The organism is Bacillus sp. SIMBA_074 (genome assembly GCF_046534555.1).
Taxonomy (GTDB): Bacteria; Bacillota; Bacilli; order Bacillales; family Bacillaceae_G; genus Bacillus_A; species Bacillus_A mycoides.
In genome coordinates this window covers 49,879-66,793 of sequence record NZ_JAWRYM010000007.1, presented here as the reverse complement: position 1 = coordinate 66,793, position 16,915 = coordinate 49,879, and the positions used below count along the sequence as shown (strand labels likewise).

Below are 16,915 nucleotides of genomic sequence, written 5' to 3'. Positions count from 1 at the left end.
ATTGCACAATTCTTTGTAAAATAGAAGTAAGCAGTTCCTTTTCAAATCCACAACTTCTAAAAAATATTTCCTTCCTAAGAATTTATACTTACACCATGTCTCTAACATACACACTACTCTTTCAAACACTCATTGAAAATTTATGACTTGAAAATTACCTTTTAATTCCCTAGCAGCCTTAATTGAGAATAAATATTAATTAAATTGGTATAAAGTTGGTTTATTCTCTTGACAAAATAACCACTTCTATATGATAATTAATATCGAATTAGAATTATTATAGTTAATTAAAAAATATATTTTATGAGCAAACTAATTTCCGATGCTCAAAACCAACCTTTAGGAGGAATTTTAATATGTTATTAATCGGCACAGAAGTAAAACCGTTTAAAGCTAATGCTTACCATAATGGAGAATTTATCCAAGTTACTGACGAAAGTTTAAAAGGAAAATGGAGCGTAGTTTGTTTCTACCCAGCAGACTTCACATTCGTTTGTCCAACTGAACTTGAAGACTTACAAAACCAATACGCAACTCTAAAAGACTTAGGCGTTGAAGTATACTCTGTATCTACAGACACTCACTTCACTCACAAAGCATGGCATGATAGCTCAGAAACTATCGGCAAAATCGAATACATTATGATTGGTGACCCAACTCGCACAATCACTACAAACTTCAACGTTTTAATGGAAGAAGAAGGTCTTGCTGCTCGTGGTACATTCATCATCGATCCAGACGGCGTTATCCAATCTATGGAAATCAATGCTGACGGTATCGGCCGTGACGCAAGCATTCTTGTTAACAAAATTAAAGCAGCTCAATACGTACGTAACAACCCAGGTGAAGTTTGTCCAGCTAAATGGCAAGAGGGTTCTGCAACACTTAAACCAAGCCTTGACCTTGTAGGCAAAATCTAAGGAGTTCGATCAAAATGATACTAGATGCAGATATAAAAACACAACTATCCCAATACCTTCAGTTAATGGAGAACGATATTTTACTTAAAGTAAGCGCAGGAGACGATAACGTATCTAAAGATATGTTATCTCTAGTAGATGAATTAGCTACTATGTCATCAAAGATTACAGTAGAAAAAGTTGAACTAGAGAGAACACCAAGCTTTAGCGTAAATCGCCCTGGCGAAGACACTGGTGTCGTATTCGCTGGTATTCCATTAGGACACGAATTTACTTCATTAGTGTTAGCTTTACTACAAGTGAGTGGACGTGCTCCAAAAGTTGAACAAAAATTAATCGATCAAATCAAAAACATTCAAGGCGAATATCATTTTGAATCTTATATCAGCCTAAGTTGTCATAACTGTCCTGATGTTGTACAAGCTCTTAACGTAATGAGCGTTCTAAACTCTGGTATTACACATACTATGATTGATGGCGCTGCATTCAAAGAGGAAGTAGAAAGTAAAGACATCATGGCAGTACCAACTGTTTACCTAAACGGCGAATCTTTCGGAAGCGGTCGTATGACACTTGAAGAAATTTTAGCTAAAATGGGTAACGGTCCAGATGCATCAGAGCTTTCTGATAAAGATCCATACGATGTTCTTGTTGTTGGTGGCGGCCCAGCTGGTGCAAGTGCAGCAATTTATGCAGCACGTAAAGGCATCCGTACTGGTATCGTTGCTGAGCGCTTCGGTGGTCAAGTAATGGATACTATGGGTATTGAGAACTTCATCAGCGTAAAACGCACTGAAGGTCCTAAGCTAGTAGCAAGCCTTGAAGAGCACGTAAAAGAATACGACATCGATGTAATGAATCTACAACGTGCGAAACGTTTAGAGAAAAAAGAACTTATTGAAGTGGAACTTGAAAACGGCGCTATTCTGAAAAGTAAGAGCGTAATCGTTTCAACAGGTGCTCGCTGGCGTAATGTTGGCGTACCGGGTGAAGCTGAGTTCAAAAACAAAGGTGTAGCATACTGCCCACACTGTGACGGTCCATTATTCATCGGAAAAGATGTAGCGGTTATCGGCGGTGGTAACTCTGGTATTGAAGCAGCTATCGACTTAGCAGGTATTGTTAAGCACGTAACTGTTCTTGAATTCATGCCAGAATTAAAAGCTGATGCTGTATTACAAGAACGTCTTAACAGCTTACCAAACGTAACTGTTCTGAAAAACGTTCAAACGAAAGAAATCACTGGTACTGATAAAGTAAACGGTATTTCTTACATCGATCGTGAAACTGAAGAAGTACACCATGTTGAATTACAAGGTGTATTCGTTCAAATCGGTCTTGTGCCAAACACAGACTGGTTAGGCGAAACAGTTGAACGCGTTCGCGGTGAAATCGTAACAGACAAGCACGGCGCTACAAACGTACCAGGAGTGTTTGGTGCAGGTGACTGTACAAATAATCCGTACAAACAAATCATTATCTCTATGGGTTCAGGTGCGAATGCAGCTTTAGGTGCATTTGATTACTTAATCCGTAACTAATTATATAGACGTGAGTAAAAGACGCGCTACCTATTGGTAGCGCGTCTTTTTTATTACATTGTATGTAAATGGTCGTCAAATGCCTTCCAACATATTAAATCATACGGTGGTTCTATATCTAATACTACATTTATATCTTCTGCTACTACTTGTATTCTTTTGGCCGGGGTATCTCTTTTTCCTGAAGAATAAATAGCAAGCTTAATTATTTCCTGCTTTCCATCTTCATAAATCCTTTTCTTTAAGTCTAATTGGTCAATTTGTTCTTTTGAAGGAATCTCTTTCCCTTCCCAATCACAAATTTCAAATAGAGGATATCGATCCCCGTACCATTCCTCAATAATCTCAATGACTTTAAGAATAATATAATTCCCCGATACTAATTCGTAACTAACAGCATCGCCTGCTTTTAAAGAAGTATTCGCTATAAATCTCTTCGGTACTTTTTTAGCTTGTGGCTGCGGAGAATGTAACTGTTCTCTAAGTTTATTTAACACTACTTCACGTTTTCTCTGTAATTTAGGTTCATCCTCCCAGCGGGATAAATCTGCACCACTCTCTATTATTTGCAATGCCTCAAGTTTAACATTCTCTTGAAGTCTTCCTAACTTCCATTGTATGCAAGCAAATGCTAGCCAAAAAACAATAATCTCTTCATCATCTAGTTCAGTCTGGTATTCCTCAATTACAATCCTACTTGCTTCTTCATTTGAATATTCATTTCCTAACAAATCCTTATAAATTAACTGAATATCTTTAGCAATATCATCTGACAATATCGCTACTCCCCAAGCCCCCATACATTAACGCTCCAATCTATACACTAAAAATCTCTCATTCCCATTCTTCTCATAAGCACCCGGTAATCTTATTTCCTTCTTCAATTCAAATGCAGTCTGATTCTCCAAGAAGAAAATATAATCTTCAGAAGGGTAGTATAAAATAATATCAATTTCTCTCTCCACCGCTTCTACTGAAAGCAAAATGTTATTTACTACATTCATAAACACTTGAACAGAAAATGGATTGAAGAAATAAAACCGGTTATCACGTGGATCAATCTCATATTCCTGCGCTAAACAACATGCAAACCGAATTTTATCTTTACTGTTTCTCACTTTTCGCGCATAACGATCACGATTATCCATTGCTTCTTTATAAAACTCTTCATTCATTTCAATCCCAACGGCCGAAGCACCACACTTATGGTGCATGTAAAAATTCAATCTCCCTTTTCCGCACCCAAAGTCTACAATTCGATCGCTACTTGTTATTTCATATTGATTCAATAACTCATCTAATCCGCTATATGGCGTCGGTTCATAACGGTGATAGTGCATAGACTTATTAAAGCCTTTTTGCTCACCGACAGTTTTTATATTTAAAATTGCATCGTAATATTGTTCGTTCATTGATTTTCTCCTATTAAGAAATGTTACTTATTATTATACACCATGTACTAAAGACTCATTTTTCATCAAATTAATTGGTACGTGAAATTATATTAACGATTTTTTAATATATCGACTTAATGACAAATCACAACAAAAAAACAGGAGCCCTCTAGCTCCTGTCTTCTAACACTTTCAATACAGTTTGTTTCAATATTTCTACCCCATCCATTATACAACTGTGGTCAAACTTCATATATGGATGGTGTAATCCAGGTTGTAAGTTCGCCCCTAGTCCAAGCATGACCGCTTTTAAATGGGGTCTTTTCACTGTATAGTAATGGAAATCATCGCTTCCTGTCGTATACAGTGGTCCAGTACATCCCTCTTCCCCGTACACTTCAAGAATGCCTTTCCGCATGAAACGCTCAGCTTCTTCTGACACTTCAGCTCCTGGTGCGAGATCAATCCACTCATAAGAAAGTTTAGATCCCATTGATTCAGCTGACTGAATTACTTGCTCTATTTTTCGCTTCAATTCATCTAGTAATATGTTATTTTCTGCTCTTACATCTAAACTAAAGTGCCCGTTACCTGGAATAATATTTAGATTATCACCACCAGCTTGGCATCTCGTCATCTTAACAGAATAAGACGTCTGCGGCGGTAACCATATATTTTTCAATCCAATATTGATCATCGAAATGACATCAATTGCATTTATACCTTGATGTGGGCGTGCCCCGTGTGCATCATCTCCATGAATCATCCCTTCTAAAAATGCTGCAGCTCCGTGACGAATAGATGGGGCTGCTTGTTTCAAAGGCAGTTCTTCAATCGGCCTTAAATGAACACCAAATAAGAAATCAGCATCATCCACGGCGCCCTTCTCTACCATCTTTAAGGAACCATTTCCTTTTTCCTCTGCCGGCTGAAAAATAAATCTAACAGTACCGCTATCCCATCTCATATTTTTCAATTGTAAAATAAGGCCCATCACAATTGTCATATGAGCATCGTGGCCGCATGAGTGATTCGCTTTAAATTCTCCGTCTACTTCTTGCCATAGTGCATCCATATCAGCACGAATCGCGATAACTGGATTCCCTCTTCCGATTTCAGCAATCACGCCAGGGCAATCATCAAATATTTTATATGAAATTCCTTCTTCTTTTAGAAAGTTAGTAATATAAGCTGTCGTTTCATATTCCTTCCAGCTTACTTCAGGGTTTTCATGTAAATGCTGAAAAATTTCAGTTAAACGCTCTTGTAGTTCTAATGTTTTCAAAGCTTCATTCTCCTTCCCCTAATTACAAACCATTCAGATTAATTATACTTATGAAAAACAGATGTTTTTATGAACATATTGAATTTTAAGAAAAAAGTCAATTGTTTATTTTTTTAATACCGTTAATACCCGATTTCAACTCATCTTATAAAGATATCCATACAAATAGAAGATTCGATATTTTCTGTTTTTATATTGACGCTTGCATCTATTTTTAGTTATTATAACTTAATAACGTCTATTTTGCGACAATTCTAAAAATACAAACATACATAATGAGGAGGCAGTTTATGAAAAGAGAAATACCTTTTGGTATAGCAATAATCCCTATTATCATTACAGTTGCAGTTATGATGGTTACAATTGTTGTATTAAAACAAAGCCCTCACGTCCCACTTATTATCGGTACAACCGTTGCTTCTATCGTTGCCTGGCGTTACGGTTATAAATGGAACGACATTGAAGAAGCAATGTATAAAGGAATTCGCCTCGCATTACCCGCTATCGTTATCATTATTCTTGTAGGTTTAACGATCGGTGCTTGGATTGGCGGCGGAATCGTCGCAACAATGATTTATTACGGTTTAAATCTTTTAACTCCATCACTATTTTTAGTTTCAATTACAATTATTTGTTCTATCGTTGCATTAGCTATCGGTAGCTCTTGGTCTACAATGGGAACAATTGGTGTTGCAGGAATGGGAATTGGCCTAAGTATGGGAATCCCAGCTCCAATGGTTGCCGGTGCTATAATTTCCGGTTCTTATTTCGGCGATAAAATGTCACCGCTTTCAGACACGACAAACTTAGCCGCAGGATTAACAAATACAGATTTATTCACACATATTCGTCATATGTTATTTACTACAATTCCAGGTTTAATTATTACTCTTATCGTTTATGCGTTCTTAGGAAGAAGCTTTGGCGCTAACAATATTGATTCAAAAAGCATCGATCAAACATTACAAGTATTGCAACAAAACTTTGTTATCTCGCCTTTTCTATTAATTATACCAGTAGTCGTTATGGTATTGGTCGCTAAAAAAGTCCCTGCTATACCAGCTATTCTCGTAGGTGTTATTTTAGGATTCTTATCACAAGTCTTTATTCAAGGTGGTTCTGTCTCATCAGCTGTCGGTGCACTCCAAAGTGGATTTGTTATAGACACTGGAAACAAGCTAGTAGACGAACTATTTAACCGTGGTGGCTTAAGCTCTATGATGAATACAGTCTCTATGACAATTGTCGCTATGACTTTCGGAGGAGTACTAGAACATACTGGCATTCTTCGCTCAATTGTAAATCAAATTTTAAAATTAGCGACATCATCAAAAGGACTTATCGCTTCTACCATCGCATCTTGCTTTGCAACGAATCTTACTTGCTCTGAACAATATATTTCGATTGTTGTTCCTTCAAGAATGTATGCAAATGCGTACACAGAAAAAGGACTACATTCTAAAAATTTATCCAGAGCATTAGAAGATGGTGGAACATTAACTTCTGTTTTCGTACCTTGGAATACATGTGGTGTATTTATACTCGCAACACTTGGAGTCGGTGCATTCGAATATGCTCCTTATGCTATATTGAATTTCATCGTACCTATTATTTCAATCATTTATGGTATAACTGGCCTCACAATTACGAAGCTATCGGATATTGAAAAAGCAGACCTATTGAAAAAACAAAAAGCGCAACTAGAAGCTTAAAATTTTTGAAACGAATACAATGGTAAATTCAGCTCATATATTGCGCGAGGGCGCCCTTGTTGATAGGGCATTTCCTCGCCGCAAATATTGGCATATCTGTAATCAACTAATTTTTTTAACAGCCTTTCCGTCGATCGCCGAGTCACTTGTAAGTACTCAGAAAGATCCGCCGCTGTAAATTTCAATGATGGATGCGATTGACTAAACTGAATAATTTTTGACAAGTTTGCAGGACTAAGCTTCGTTTCCTTCGCTATTTTCATTAATTCAGGATTATCGTTTTTTAAACTTTGTACTCTCTGTTCTTTCGGGAACGGACCAAATAATTCTTTATCACTTGTTAGTATATAAAAGCAGCTTTCTATCGGATTATTCTTTGCGAAACCTCGAGCGATTTTTGCATTTTGTTCCGCTTCATTTACTGTTTTTCCGTAACCAAATCCAATAGATACTGCGTCTTCTATATTCATAAATAAACGATCTATCGTATTTGTTTTTATACTCAATTCAATATCACCACGAGTTGTATACAAAATAAAAGTCATTTCATCAACTTGTTTAAATGAACCACGTAATTCTTTTGAAATTACATTTAATTGTTCAAGCGAGCTTTCTTGTAACTCTATAAAGGATATAATACAAGCACCAACAGTAGCTGAATGGCTTTTTGCTAACTCAGCTTTTATTTTTGCATCTTTTAACCCATGTATAATTGATTGCGTTGGATCTATCATACGCTCTGAAGGAATCCCTATTTTTTGAAGTTCATCGTAGACAGCGTGAATACTAGTTAAAGCTAAATCAACCTCTCCAGATTGATATTTAGCTAAATGAAAATCAATGATTCTCTTAATTTCATCATTACTCCATAACATATTTTCATAATCCATCACTTGCGGCGTTTCTTTCAGACCGATGTCATGGAACACATTTGTAATAAACGAACGATCTACTAAATCAATTGAAATTTTATGAGGTTGAATACTTTGATGGTATATTATAGAAAGGAGTGAAGATGCGACAGTTGTCTCGTCTTGCTGCAAATATACACTTGGAATTGGTAATTGTTCTCTTATTTCTTTTGCCATATAATAAGGTAGGGCACCCGAGAAAAAGATAGCATCACAAGGTTTTAAACGCTTTAATAGTTCAGAAGATTCTGCCGGATGAAGGTAAATATATGGATCAATCTCTATTTCTTCTAGTTTATGAGCAATAGGTAAAAGATTCTCCATAAACTCTTTTGAACCGACAACTGCAATTTTTATCATCATTTTCTCTAACTCCTTATCATTAATTAACGACTATTTAACGTCAACTATATCAAATGTACAAAACCATTGTAAACAGGAAGGGGTCTTTATTCAATGAAAATTACAGCTATTCATCTTTACGCAATTCGTTTACCACTTCGCGATCCGTTTGTTATTAGTTATGGTTCTTATTCTGATATGCCTTCTATTATCGTCAAAATGGAAACAGATGAAGGCATTATCGGTTACGGTGAAGGCGTTGCTGATGATCACGTTACAGGTGAATCATGGGAAAGTACTTTCCATGTTTTAAAACATACACTAGCTCCTGCTCTAATTGGGAAAAATCCAATGAATATCGAAAAAATACACGATATGATGGACAATACAATTTACGGGATTCCTACTGCGAAAGCTGCGATTGATATCGCTTGTTTTGATATACTGGGTAAAAAACTAAATCAACCTGTATATCAATTAATTGGAGGACGCTACCATGAAGACTTTCCTGTCACTCACGTCTTAAGTATCGCCGATCCAGAAGACATGGCTGAAGAAGCTGCTTCCATGATTCAAAAAGGTTACCAATCTTTCAAAATGAAAGTCGGTACGAATGTAAAAGAAGATGTAAAAAGAATTGAAGCGGTACGTGAACGTGTAGGAAATGATATTGCGATTCGCGTTGATGTAAACCAAGGATGGAAAAATAGCGCCAACACATTAACGGCACTTCGTTCATTAGGTCATTTAAACATCGACTGGATTGAACAGCCTGTTGTCGCAGACGATATTGACGCAATGGCTCATATTCGTTCGAAAACAGATCTTCCGCTTATGATTGATGAAGGACTAAAAGGCTTTCGTGAAATGCGCCAAATTATTAAATTAGACGCAGCTGATAAAGTGAATATAAAACTAATGAAATGCGGCGGCATATATCCAGCTGTAAAACTCGCTCATCAAGCTGAAATGGCAGGCATTGAATGCCAAGTTGGATCCATGGTCGAATCATCTGTTGCCTCTTCCGCAGGATTCCATGTCGCTTTCTCAAAAAAAATCATTACTAGCGTCGAGCTAACAGGACCATTAAAATTCACGAAAGACATCGGAAACTTACATTACGACGTACCATTTATTCGCTTAAACGAAAAGCCGGGACTTGGCATTGAAATAAACGAAAATATATTACAAGAACTAACCGTCTTTCAAGACGTTGTACGCTAAAGGAGGACTAACCCATGACGGTTCTTTACGAAGGAAAATTAAAACAAAACAACGATTCATTTCACGTTACATTACTATCTTTAGAACATATGGAACAAATTTTATCATTACAAAACGTTGTAGTTGAAGCGCTAGAAGATAAAGGTCGTTTACAACCACTCTCGCTAGAAGAATTTCAATACATTCTAGAAGGAAATGGCATGATGATCGGTGCGTTTATACAAAACGAGCTCATCGCATTTCGTGCCCTACTAGTCCCTCCTATCGACGATGAACATTTAGGGCTTGATATTGGTCTACCAGAAAGTCAGCTACACCGCGTCATCTATCAAGAAATCTCAAACGTTCATCCAAACTGCCGAGGAAATGGCATGCAAAAAATATTAGCCACAGTCATCATGGATGAATTACAAAAAGAAGACAGCCAGTACGACTATGTTTGTTGCACTGTTGCACCTTTTAACATTCCTAGTTTAAAAGATAAGTTTGCGCAAGGTATGGAAATTGCTGCGCTGAAGGAGAAGTATGGCGGGAGTATGCGGTATGTTTTTGTGAAGGAGTTGCGTGGGGTTAAGGAAAGAGATTGGTCCGATGTTAAGAGCGTTCCGATGAGTGATGCTGGTGGACAGCAGGCGTTGCTTTCGGAGGGGTATCGTGGGTATGCGATGGAGAGAATAGACGATACTTTCACTGTGAAGTTTGGACGATAATCTATGTACAAAGAGAACCCTAATTCATTAGGGTTCTACTTTATTTCATTCCACAATCTAAAGTAATAACTAAACCGTCATCTTCCAACTAGATAACGCTAACCAGTTTTCCATTTCCTTATAATCAGGCATTATCTTCCCGACAAGACGCCAAAAAGATCGATCATGATTTAAATGAACCATATGACACATTTCATGAACAACTACATAATCAATTACCCTCTGAGGTGCCATTGCTAGCTTCCAATTAAACGTTAGCTGTAGATTTGAATCACAAGTTCCCCACGTACGACTACTATCTGTAATACGAATAGAACGCGGTTTTGTTTTAAAGTTACTTTGATGCGCTTTAATACTCTTCTCTACTAATGCCTTGCACTGCTTATAGTAAAATCGTTTTAAAGCCTGCTGGATTTTCTCATCCTTAAGCTCATTCACATAAATGTGTAGCTTATCCCCTTCAAAAACTGCATTATCTTGCGTAATACTTGCATCTTGAGAAATCTGTATCGGATACGTATTCCCTAAATACAGAAAGCCCTCGCCTTGATCATAACCCTTTTCCTGTGGTCCAAGCGCTCGCTCCTGCATTTCCTTACGTGTTTTCTGAATCCAATCCCATTTCTCCTCTAACAATTGGACTAAGTATTCAACAGGCGTTCCTTTTGGAGCTTGCACTTCCACATTTCCGTACGAATCTACAAAAAGACGCACCGACTTTTTCTTCTTATAAGTTATATGAAAATTAATTGTCTCACCTAAATATGTATGTACCATTTCATCACCTAGTGTATTATTTTACAAATAAAAAAGAATAGGACACAAACGCCCTACTCTATCTATTATATCATTTACTGTTTCACCGAACTTATTATCCTCTGTACTTTACACCTAATCCCTTAATGAAATTCCTTGCGTATCTATCTCCGCACTCTTTGTAATGCTTATGGCCTTTCTTTCTTAATAAAGCGCCTAACTCTCCTTTTGTTACGATGACGCCTACGCTGTCTAATATATCAAGCACATCTTCACTCGTTAAAGATAGTGCTATTTTCATTTTCTTTAAAAGAAGGTTATTGGCACTCTCCTTGCTCTGTATAGGTGCCGGTTGCCCTGGTTTCGGATCTTGCTTCCCTCTTTTTAAAGTAATAAATCCATTTAAAAATGCCTCTAGCATCATCATGTCGCATGTTAATACGTACTCATCTTCGATTACATCATCATCTTCCGCTTCATGTTGTGGACTTCTCTTTACTTTTGTAAGCATATCAAGTACGTCCTCTTTCGTTACTTCCATCCCGCCAAGTTCAAAGATTTCTACCATATCCATATCTCTTATATCTAAAGCGTACCTTACTCTTTTTAATATATCGTTGTTGCTCATTGCCATTGTATTTCCTCCTGAAATGTTGATTATAGTAATGCTTTTAGCATGTATAAATTAATATCGTTAAGTTACTACTTTAACATTTTAGAGGTAGGTTTTGTAGTCTTAGGTGGATTAATGCTTTTGGGGATGATTTTAAAACGGCAAAAAAGGATGGGATAATCGCGCAAAATTACGGATGGGGATTTACTATTAATTAACACACTTAAAAATGGACTAACCTGATATAGGTTAGTCCATTTCTTTTTATGCAACTCTAATTTAGTGGGCAACTCAAACATGAATGTTACGCAAAATTCAGGTAAAATATATTGATTGTGTTTACTTAGGGTTTCCTTTTTATTTGTGGTACGGTACACCGTAACTAATCTAAATGAGGTTATTGTTCATTATTTTCATAATTAAATTTAACAAAAAAGGTAGTGCCTTCCGAGCCTGTTTGAATTTCTATTTTCGCATTATGCCGGGCAGCAATGGCATAACATATGCCTAATCCCAATCCAGTTCCATTATCTTTGGTCGTGTAAAATGGAGTACCCAGTTTCTCTAATACTTCAGGCCTGATACCTTTTCCTTGATCCCGCACTGCAAGCACCACACAATTTTGACATTCCTTGTAGGTGCTAATGGTTAGAACTTTCCCTGTGCTCATCGCTTCTAAGCCATTACGGTATAGGTTTATTAATAATTGTCGTATCTCATTACGATTTAAAAATAATTCCGGAATGTCATTTGTATCGACTTGAATAGATTTATTTTGATTATACGTATCAATCTTTATTAAAGGAATAATATCGTGGATAATTGAATTTAAATCTAACATCTGCAAATCCGATTTCCTTGTATTACCGATTGAGAGAAATTCAGTAATAATAGAATTGGCACGATCAAGTTCTTCAATCATTAAATTAAAGTACTTATTATGTTTCTCATAGGTGCGCTCTTCTTTTAATAACTGCAAAAATCCTCTTACTGTTGTCATTGGATTTCTAATCTCATGGCTGATACCTGCTGCCATTTGCCCTATTAAATCTATGTTGGATAACCTTTTCAATTCCTGCTCATATTGCTTTTTTTCCGTTATGTTTTTAAAAATACAACAAATACCATCATCATACGGATATGCAATAACTTCGTGCCAATATTCATCAGAGATAGAAAAAAATTCGAAATGAACTGTAATTCGCTCTGACATTGCACGATGAAATTCCTTATACATAACTGCGTCGACGCTACTCGGAAAGACCTCCCATATATTCTTACCTAATACATCTTTTGCTGTTTTTCTTTGTGGAAAATATTGATGCTTATTTACGTACGTGAATTCCCATTTATTATTCAAAGTAAAGAATCCATCCGTAATAATTTCAATCACACTTGTAACTTTTTCATTAGCAGCAGCTAGTTCTCTCGTTCGCTCTTCCACCATGCTTTCAAGTTGATCCATATATAACAAGTTTGAAAACGTAGGAGCTGTGGCATCAACGATAGATTTTGCCAGTTGAATTTGGGAATTATCGTAATTGTGGGCTTTTCCCTCTTTGCCCACGACGATTACCCCTAATACTTCTCCCATTGAAACCAATGGAATCATCAGTAGACCTTTACTATCTATATTTTTTGCTTGAATAACCTCCTGGATCTTGGCTTCATAGCTTTTCTCCATCCAATCCGCTTCTGTCCAATCACAGTCCTTGCTTAACTTCGTTGTTTTAATCGTTGTTTTGTCTATCGGGTCTAAAAGGTGGGCAGCCATGTTTTTACTCTCTAAAATCTGTCCTAAGTAAAAAAAACATTTATCAAAACTCTCCTGTATCGAGGAACACATTGATAAATCACGGGTAACATCTAGTAACAGCTGCTTCTCGGCAATAAGGTTTTCCTTTTGTGTTAAATTATTTGCGTTTTGAATTGCGACCGCAGCCATATTTACATAAGCTTCAACACTTTGAATTTCTGAATCTGTTAAGTTCATTGGAGCTCCATAATCAAATAAAAAAACCAGACCAAATAACTCTTGCCCAAATGAGATAGGCAGGGCTAATAAGGACTTAATTTTGAACGCATCAACTGGTCTCGGATCCGGCCGATGATCCTTTGAGGTATCAGGGATATAGATGGTTTTTTTGGTTTCAATAACTTCTTTTGCCAGTAAGTCTATTTCAGGATCAACTACCTGAGTATCGAGCGTTACGCCATTTATGGTCTCTGGTTTCCCTGCAAACCCTCTAAATGTTCCATCTTCCTGGGGTAAATAAATTCCAACAGCGTTGCACCTAACAATCTCCTCTGATATCGCCATTGTTACACGCTGTAATACTTCACGTAGTTCTAATTTTGTATTTATTATTTTTGTTATATTCGCGAGCCTAGAATATCTCGTCTGATCACTTACCATTCACATAGCCTCCAAGTTATAGGCATAATAAAATAAACATGATAATATCAGTGAAAATCAAGACCAACCTGCCATTTTCAATTTTCTCCTGTATTCTTTTCTTACCCTTGTTTTACATAGAATATCTCACTTACTTATGATATGGTTCACCTTAATTAAAATGAAACAAACACTCATAAAATCGCTACACCCTATCCCCTCTAACTTTCAAAAGTTACACTGTTTCACTATCTCCATCCTTATCAACACTCGCCTCAAACTTATCAAGCAACGCACGCACTTCATCAGTTGATTTCGTGTTCATCAATTGATTTCTTAATTCAGCAGCTCCAGGGAATCCTTTTACATAAATTTTGAAGAAGCGATGAAGCCCTGTGATTGAACGTGGTAGTACTTCTGCATATTGATCTTGAAGGTCAAGCTGCAGTCTTAAAAGGTCAAGGTGTTCTTGACTGCTATGCTCTCTCGGTTCTTTTTCAAAGGCAAACGGATTTTTAAAGATTCCTCGTCCAATCATAACGCCATCAATACCGTATTTTTCAGCAAGTTCCATTCCAGTTTGACGGTCAGGAATGTCTCCATTGATTGTTATTAGCGTATTTGGTGCGATACGGTCACGTAATTTTTTAATTTCCGGAATTAGTTCCCAGTGCGCATCTACTTGGCTCATTTCTTCTCTTGTACGTAAGTGAATAGAAAGGTTCGCAATATCTTGTTTGAAAATGTGCGTTAACCAATCCTCCCACTCACTTAACTCTTTAAAGCCAAGTCGTGTTTTTACGCTGACAGGTAGTCCGCCCGCTTTTGCTGCTTGAATAAGTTCTGCCGCAACGTCTGGACGTAGAATAAGGCCACTACCTTTTCCTCTTGATGCTACATTCGGTACAGGGCAGCCCATATTAATATCGATACCTTTAAATCCTAGCTCTGCCATACCAATACTCATTTGGCGGAAATATTCAGGAGTATCTCCCCAAATATGCGCGACTATCGGCTGTTCATCTTCTGTAAAAATTAAACGGCCACGTACACTTTTCATACCTTCCGGATGACAATAGCTATCCGAGTTTGTAAACTCTGTGAAAAATACATCTGGGCAACCAGCTTCACTTACTACGTGACGAAAAACAACATCTGTCACATCTTCCATTGGTGCAAGTACGAAAAACGGTCGTGGTAAATCATTCCAAAAATTATCTATCATTTCAAATTCAAATCCTCTCAATATGAATACAATTTCAAACTCTCAATTTAAAAATATAAAGCCAAATAGCAAAAGTACATTTGGACATTTATATTTTGTGAAAATCAGCAATATTCATTTTAACTAAAATCGTTGCTGAATGGTATTTTTATAAACCAAAAAGCAGATGGTATAGATTTTTCTATATCAACTGCTTTTTTATTATACCAACTTGAGCCAAGCCACACACTCTACATGAGTCGTATGCGGGAACATATCAACAGGCTGTACTTCCTGTGTTTTATATCCGCCTTCTTCTAGTACTTTTAAGTCACGTGCTAATGTTGCTGGGTTACATGATACGTATACGACGCGCTTTGGCTTCATGTCGATGATTGTGTTTAGTAGTGCTTCGTCACAGCCTTTACGCGGTGGGTCTACGACCATTGTGTCGGCGATTACGCCTTCTTTGTACCATTTTGGAATGACTACTTCTGCTTCTCCTACGCCAAATTCAGCGTTTGTCATGTTGTTTAGTGCTGCGTTTCGGTTTGCGTCTTCGATTGCTTCTGGGACGATTTCAACGCCGTACACTTTTTTCGCTTTTTGTGCTAGGAATAAGGAGATTGATCCAATTCCGCAATAGGCATCAATTACTGTTTCGTTACCATTTAATTTTGCGTATTCTAACGTTTTATCGTATAGCACTTTCGTTTGTTCTGGGTTTACTTGATAGAATGAACGTGCTGAAATCGCAAATTTAATGTCACCGATAAAGTCATAAATATATTCTGATCCGTACAGTACTGTCGTTTTGTCTCCGAAAATAACGTTTGTACGTTTCGTGTTTACGTTTTGAACGATTGATTTTACTTCTGGGAATTTCGCTGCGATTTCTTCAATGATTGCTTCTTTATTTGGCAATTCAGCTGTACGTGTAATAAAGACAAGCATAATTTCCCCTGTTACTTGTCCGTAGCGAGCCATTACGTGGCGAAGTGTTCCTTTGTTACGCTCTTCATTGTAAGCCGAAATACCGTGCTTTTCACAAATACGTTTTACTTCTTGAATTAATGTATTGTTTTCTTCCGCCTGAATTAAGCATGATTCCATATTAATGATGTCATGCGTTCCTTGACGATAGAAACCAGCTACAAGTCCACCTTCACGTTCTCCAATTGGCACTTGTGCTTTATTGCGGTATACCCACGGGTTTTTCATGCCAAGTACAGGATGAACAGGAACATCACTTAATCCACCGATGCGCTGCATAACGTCACGTACTTGTTTTTCTTTCGCTTTTAATTGTCCTTCATATGTTAAGTGCTGAAGTTGACAACCTCCGCACTCGTTGTACACGGGGCATTCTGCATCTTTACGATATGGACTTTCTTGATGAAGTTTCATTAAACGACCAAACGCGAAGTTTTTCTTCACTTTAATAATTTTAATTTGCGCTTCCTCACTTGGTAATCCGTTTTTTACGAAAATAGGATATCCCTTCACTTTCGCAACACCGGCACCATCATGTGTTAAATCTTCAAACACTACATCTATAAACTCGTTTTTTTCAACTGGTGGCATCATTTTTATACTCATTTTCCGACCTCTCTTTTTCATAACACTGCGTTACATTTTATCATACTTATATGGTCTATTTCTATTGGAAGAAAAAAAGCTATTGACGATAGTTCTCTAGTAATGTTACGCTACTACTAATTTAATACGGACGATGTTACCTCATATATAGTCGATAATATGGATCGAGAGTTTCTACCCGGCAACCTTAAATTGCTGGACTATGGGGAAAACTAATGAATATTAGCCTATGTATAAAAAAGACTCCTATTGATTAGCTTTCTCTCATAGATGAAAGTGAATCCATAGGGTCTTTTTTTTATTTTTCAA

14 protein-coding genes and 1 riboswitch are annotated in these 16,915 nt (G+C 37.0%); of the genes, 5 read left to right on the top strand and 9 right to left on the bottom strand.

Translation table 11 applies throughout. The features are described from left to right. Positions 1-356 precede the first annotated feature (356 nt). Both ahpC and ahpF read left to right on the top strand, forming a co-directional pair. Entirely contained in the window at positions 357-920 is a 564-nt protein-coding gene (gene ahpC, locus SB773_RS10730) for an alkyl hydroperoxide reductase subunit C (RefSeq protein ID WP_000924420.1), read from the top strand. A gap of 14 nt (positions 921-934) precedes the next feature. Further along, positions 935-2,461, top strand: a complete 1,527-nt coding sequence (gene ahpF, locus SB773_RS10725) for an alkyl hydroperoxide reductase subunit F (RefSeq protein WP_002124933.1) — start codon at positions 935-937, stop codon at positions 2,459-2,461. 53 nt (positions 2,462-2,514) lie between these two features. Here ahpF and SB773_RS10720 read toward each other — a convergent pair whose 3' ends face one another. The 3 genes from SB773_RS10720 to SB773_RS10710 all read right to left on the bottom strand — a co-directional run bounded on the left by SB773_RS10720 (position 2,515) and on the right by SB773_RS10710 (position 5,140). Further along, positions 2,515-3,261, bottom strand: coding sequence for a hypothetical protein (locus tag SB773_RS10720; protein WP_410589850.1), 747 nt, complete (start codon positions 3,259-3,261; stop codon positions 2,515-2,517). 3 nt (positions 3,262-3,264) lie between these two features. Then, positions 3,265-3,873 carry an SAM-dependent methyltransferase gene (locus SB773_RS10715; protein WP_410589848.1) on the bottom strand — a complete coding sequence of 203 codons (609 nt, stop codon included), beginning with the start codon at positions 3,871-3,873 and terminating at the stop codon, positions 3,265-3,267. 151 nt (positions 3,874-4,024) lie between these two features. Then, positions 4,025-5,140, bottom strand: coding sequence for a M20 peptidase aminoacylase family protein (locus tag SB773_RS10710; protein ID WP_131246572.1), 1,116 nt, complete (start codon positions 5,138-5,140; stop codon positions 4,025-4,027). Between the two features lie 290 nt (positions 5,141-5,430). On the opposite strand from SB773_RS10710, the gene nhaC reads away from it, so the two are divergent. After that, positions 5,431-6,852 (top strand): Na+/H+ antiporter NhaC, encoded by a 1,422-nt coding sequence (gene nhaC, locus SB773_RS10705; protein ID WP_131246571.1) that lies wholly within the window; start codon positions 5,431-5,433, stop codon positions 6,850-6,852. Here nhaC and SB773_RS10700 read toward each other — a convergent pair. Beyond that, positions 6,849-8,126: a hypothetical protein gene (locus SB773_RS10700; RefSeq protein ID WP_060751292.1), complete on the bottom strand. Its 1,278-nt coding sequence runs from the start codon at positions 8,124-8,126 to the stop codon at positions 6,849-6,851. The two genes, nhaC and SB773_RS10700, sit on opposite strands and share 4 nt — an antisense overlap. Positions 8,127-8,219: 93 nt before the next feature. Here SB773_RS10700 and SB773_RS10695 point away from each other — a divergent pair, with 93 nt between their 5' ends. Next, positions 8,220-9,329 carry a mandelate racemase/muconate lactonizing enzyme family protein gene (locus tag SB773_RS10695; RefSeq protein ID WP_410589845.1) on the top strand — a complete coding sequence of 370 codons (1,110 nt, stop codon included), beginning with the start codon at positions 8,220-8,222 and terminating at the stop codon, positions 9,327-9,329. A 14-nt stretch (positions 9,330-9,343) separates the two neighbouring features. After that, positions 9,344-10,039: a GNAT family N-acetyltransferase gene (locus tag SB773_RS10690; protein ID WP_410589843.1), complete on the top strand. Its 696-nt coding sequence runs from the start codon at positions 9,344-9,346 to the stop codon at positions 10,037-10,039. 69 nt (positions 10,040-10,108) lie between these two features. Here SB773_RS10690 and SB773_RS10685 read toward each other — a convergent pair whose 3' ends face one another. The 5 genes from SB773_RS10685 to rlmD all read right to left on the bottom strand — a co-directional run bounded on the left by SB773_RS10685 (position 10,109) and on the right by rlmD (position 16,606). Further along, a complete protein-coding gene (locus SB773_RS10685; protein ID WP_113735446.1) occupies positions 10,109-10,816 on the bottom strand; it encodes a M48 family metallopeptidase in 708 nt (235 codons plus the stop codon). Between the two features lie 94 nt (positions 10,817-10,910). Then, positions 10,911-11,429 (bottom strand): YehS family protein, encoded by a 519-nt coding sequence (locus SB773_RS10680; protein ID WP_410589841.1) that lies wholly within the window; start codon positions 11,427-11,429, stop codon positions 10,911-10,913. Between the two features lie 376 nt (positions 11,430-11,805). Continuing rightward, positions 11,806-13,824: a GAF domain-containing sensor histidine kinase gene (locus tag SB773_RS10675; protein ID WP_410589839.1), complete on the bottom strand. Its 2,019-nt coding sequence runs from the start codon at positions 13,822-13,824 to the stop codon at positions 11,806-11,808. Between the two features lie 214 nt (positions 13,825-14,038). Next, a complete protein-coding gene (locus SB773_RS10670; RefSeq protein WP_002124914.1) occupies positions 14,039-15,028 on the bottom strand; it encodes a tRNA dihydrouridine synthase in 990 nt (329 codons plus the stop codon). A gap of 201 nt (positions 15,029-15,229) precedes the next feature. Beyond that, positions 15,230-16,606: a 23S rRNA (uracil(1939)-C(5))-methyltransferase RlmD gene (gene rlmD, locus SB773_RS10665; protein ID WP_410589836.1), complete on the bottom strand. Its 1,377-nt coding sequence runs from the start codon at positions 16,604-16,606 to the stop codon at positions 15,230-15,232. Positions 16,607-16,727: 121 nt separating this feature from the next. Then, positions 16,728-16,829, top strand: a riboswitch (purine riboswitch). Positions 16,830-16,915 lie beyond the last annotated feature (86 nt).

Coding starts and splice junctions, on each gene's coding strand:
- rlmD (WP_410589836.1), bottom strand. CDS start 16,606: ATGAGTATAAAAATGATGCCACCAGTTGAAAAAAACGAGTTTATAGAT.
- SB773_RS10720 (WP_410589850.1), bottom strand. CDS start 3,261: ATGGGGGCTTGGGGAGTAGCGATATTGTCAGATGATATTGCTAAAGAT.
- SB773_RS10695 (WP_410589845.1), top strand. CDS start 8,220: ATGAAAATTACAGCTATTCATCTTTACGCAATTCGTTTACCACTTCGC.
- SB773_RS10680 (WP_410589841.1), bottom strand. CDS start 11,429: ATGGCAATGAGCAACAACGATATATTAAAAAGAGTAAGGTACGCTTTA.
- SB773_RS10715 (WP_410589848.1), bottom strand. CDS start 3,873: ATGAACGAACAATATTACGATGCAATTTTAAATATAAAAACTGTCGGT.
- SB773_RS10670 (WP_002124914.1), bottom strand. CDS start 15,028: ATGATAGATAATTTTTGGAATGATTTACCACGACCGTTTTTCGTACTT.
- SB773_RS10690 (WP_410589843.1), top strand. CDS start 9,344: ATGACGGTTCTTTACGAAGGAAAATTAAAACAAAACAACGATTCATTT.
- ahpC (WP_000924420.1), top strand. CDS start 357: ATGTTATTAATCGGCACAGAAGTAAAACCGTTTAAAGCTAATGCTTAC.
- nhaC (WP_131246571.1), top strand. CDS start 5,431: ATGAAAAGAGAAATACCTTTTGGTATAGCAATAATCCCTATTATCATT.
- SB773_RS10700 (WP_060751292.1), bottom strand. CDS start 8,126: ATGATGATAAAAATTGCAGTTGTCGGTTCAAAAGAGTTTATGGAGAAT.
- SB773_RS10685 (WP_113735446.1), bottom strand. CDS start 10,816: ATGGTACATACATATTTAGGTGAGACAATTAATTTTCATATAACTTAT.
- ahpF (WP_002124933.1), top strand. CDS start 935: ATGATACTAGATGCAGATATAAAAACACAACTATCCCAATACCTTCAG.
- SB773_RS10675 (WP_410589839.1), bottom strand. CDS start 13,824: ATGGTAAGTGATCAGACGAGATATTCTAGGCTCGCGAATATAACAAAA.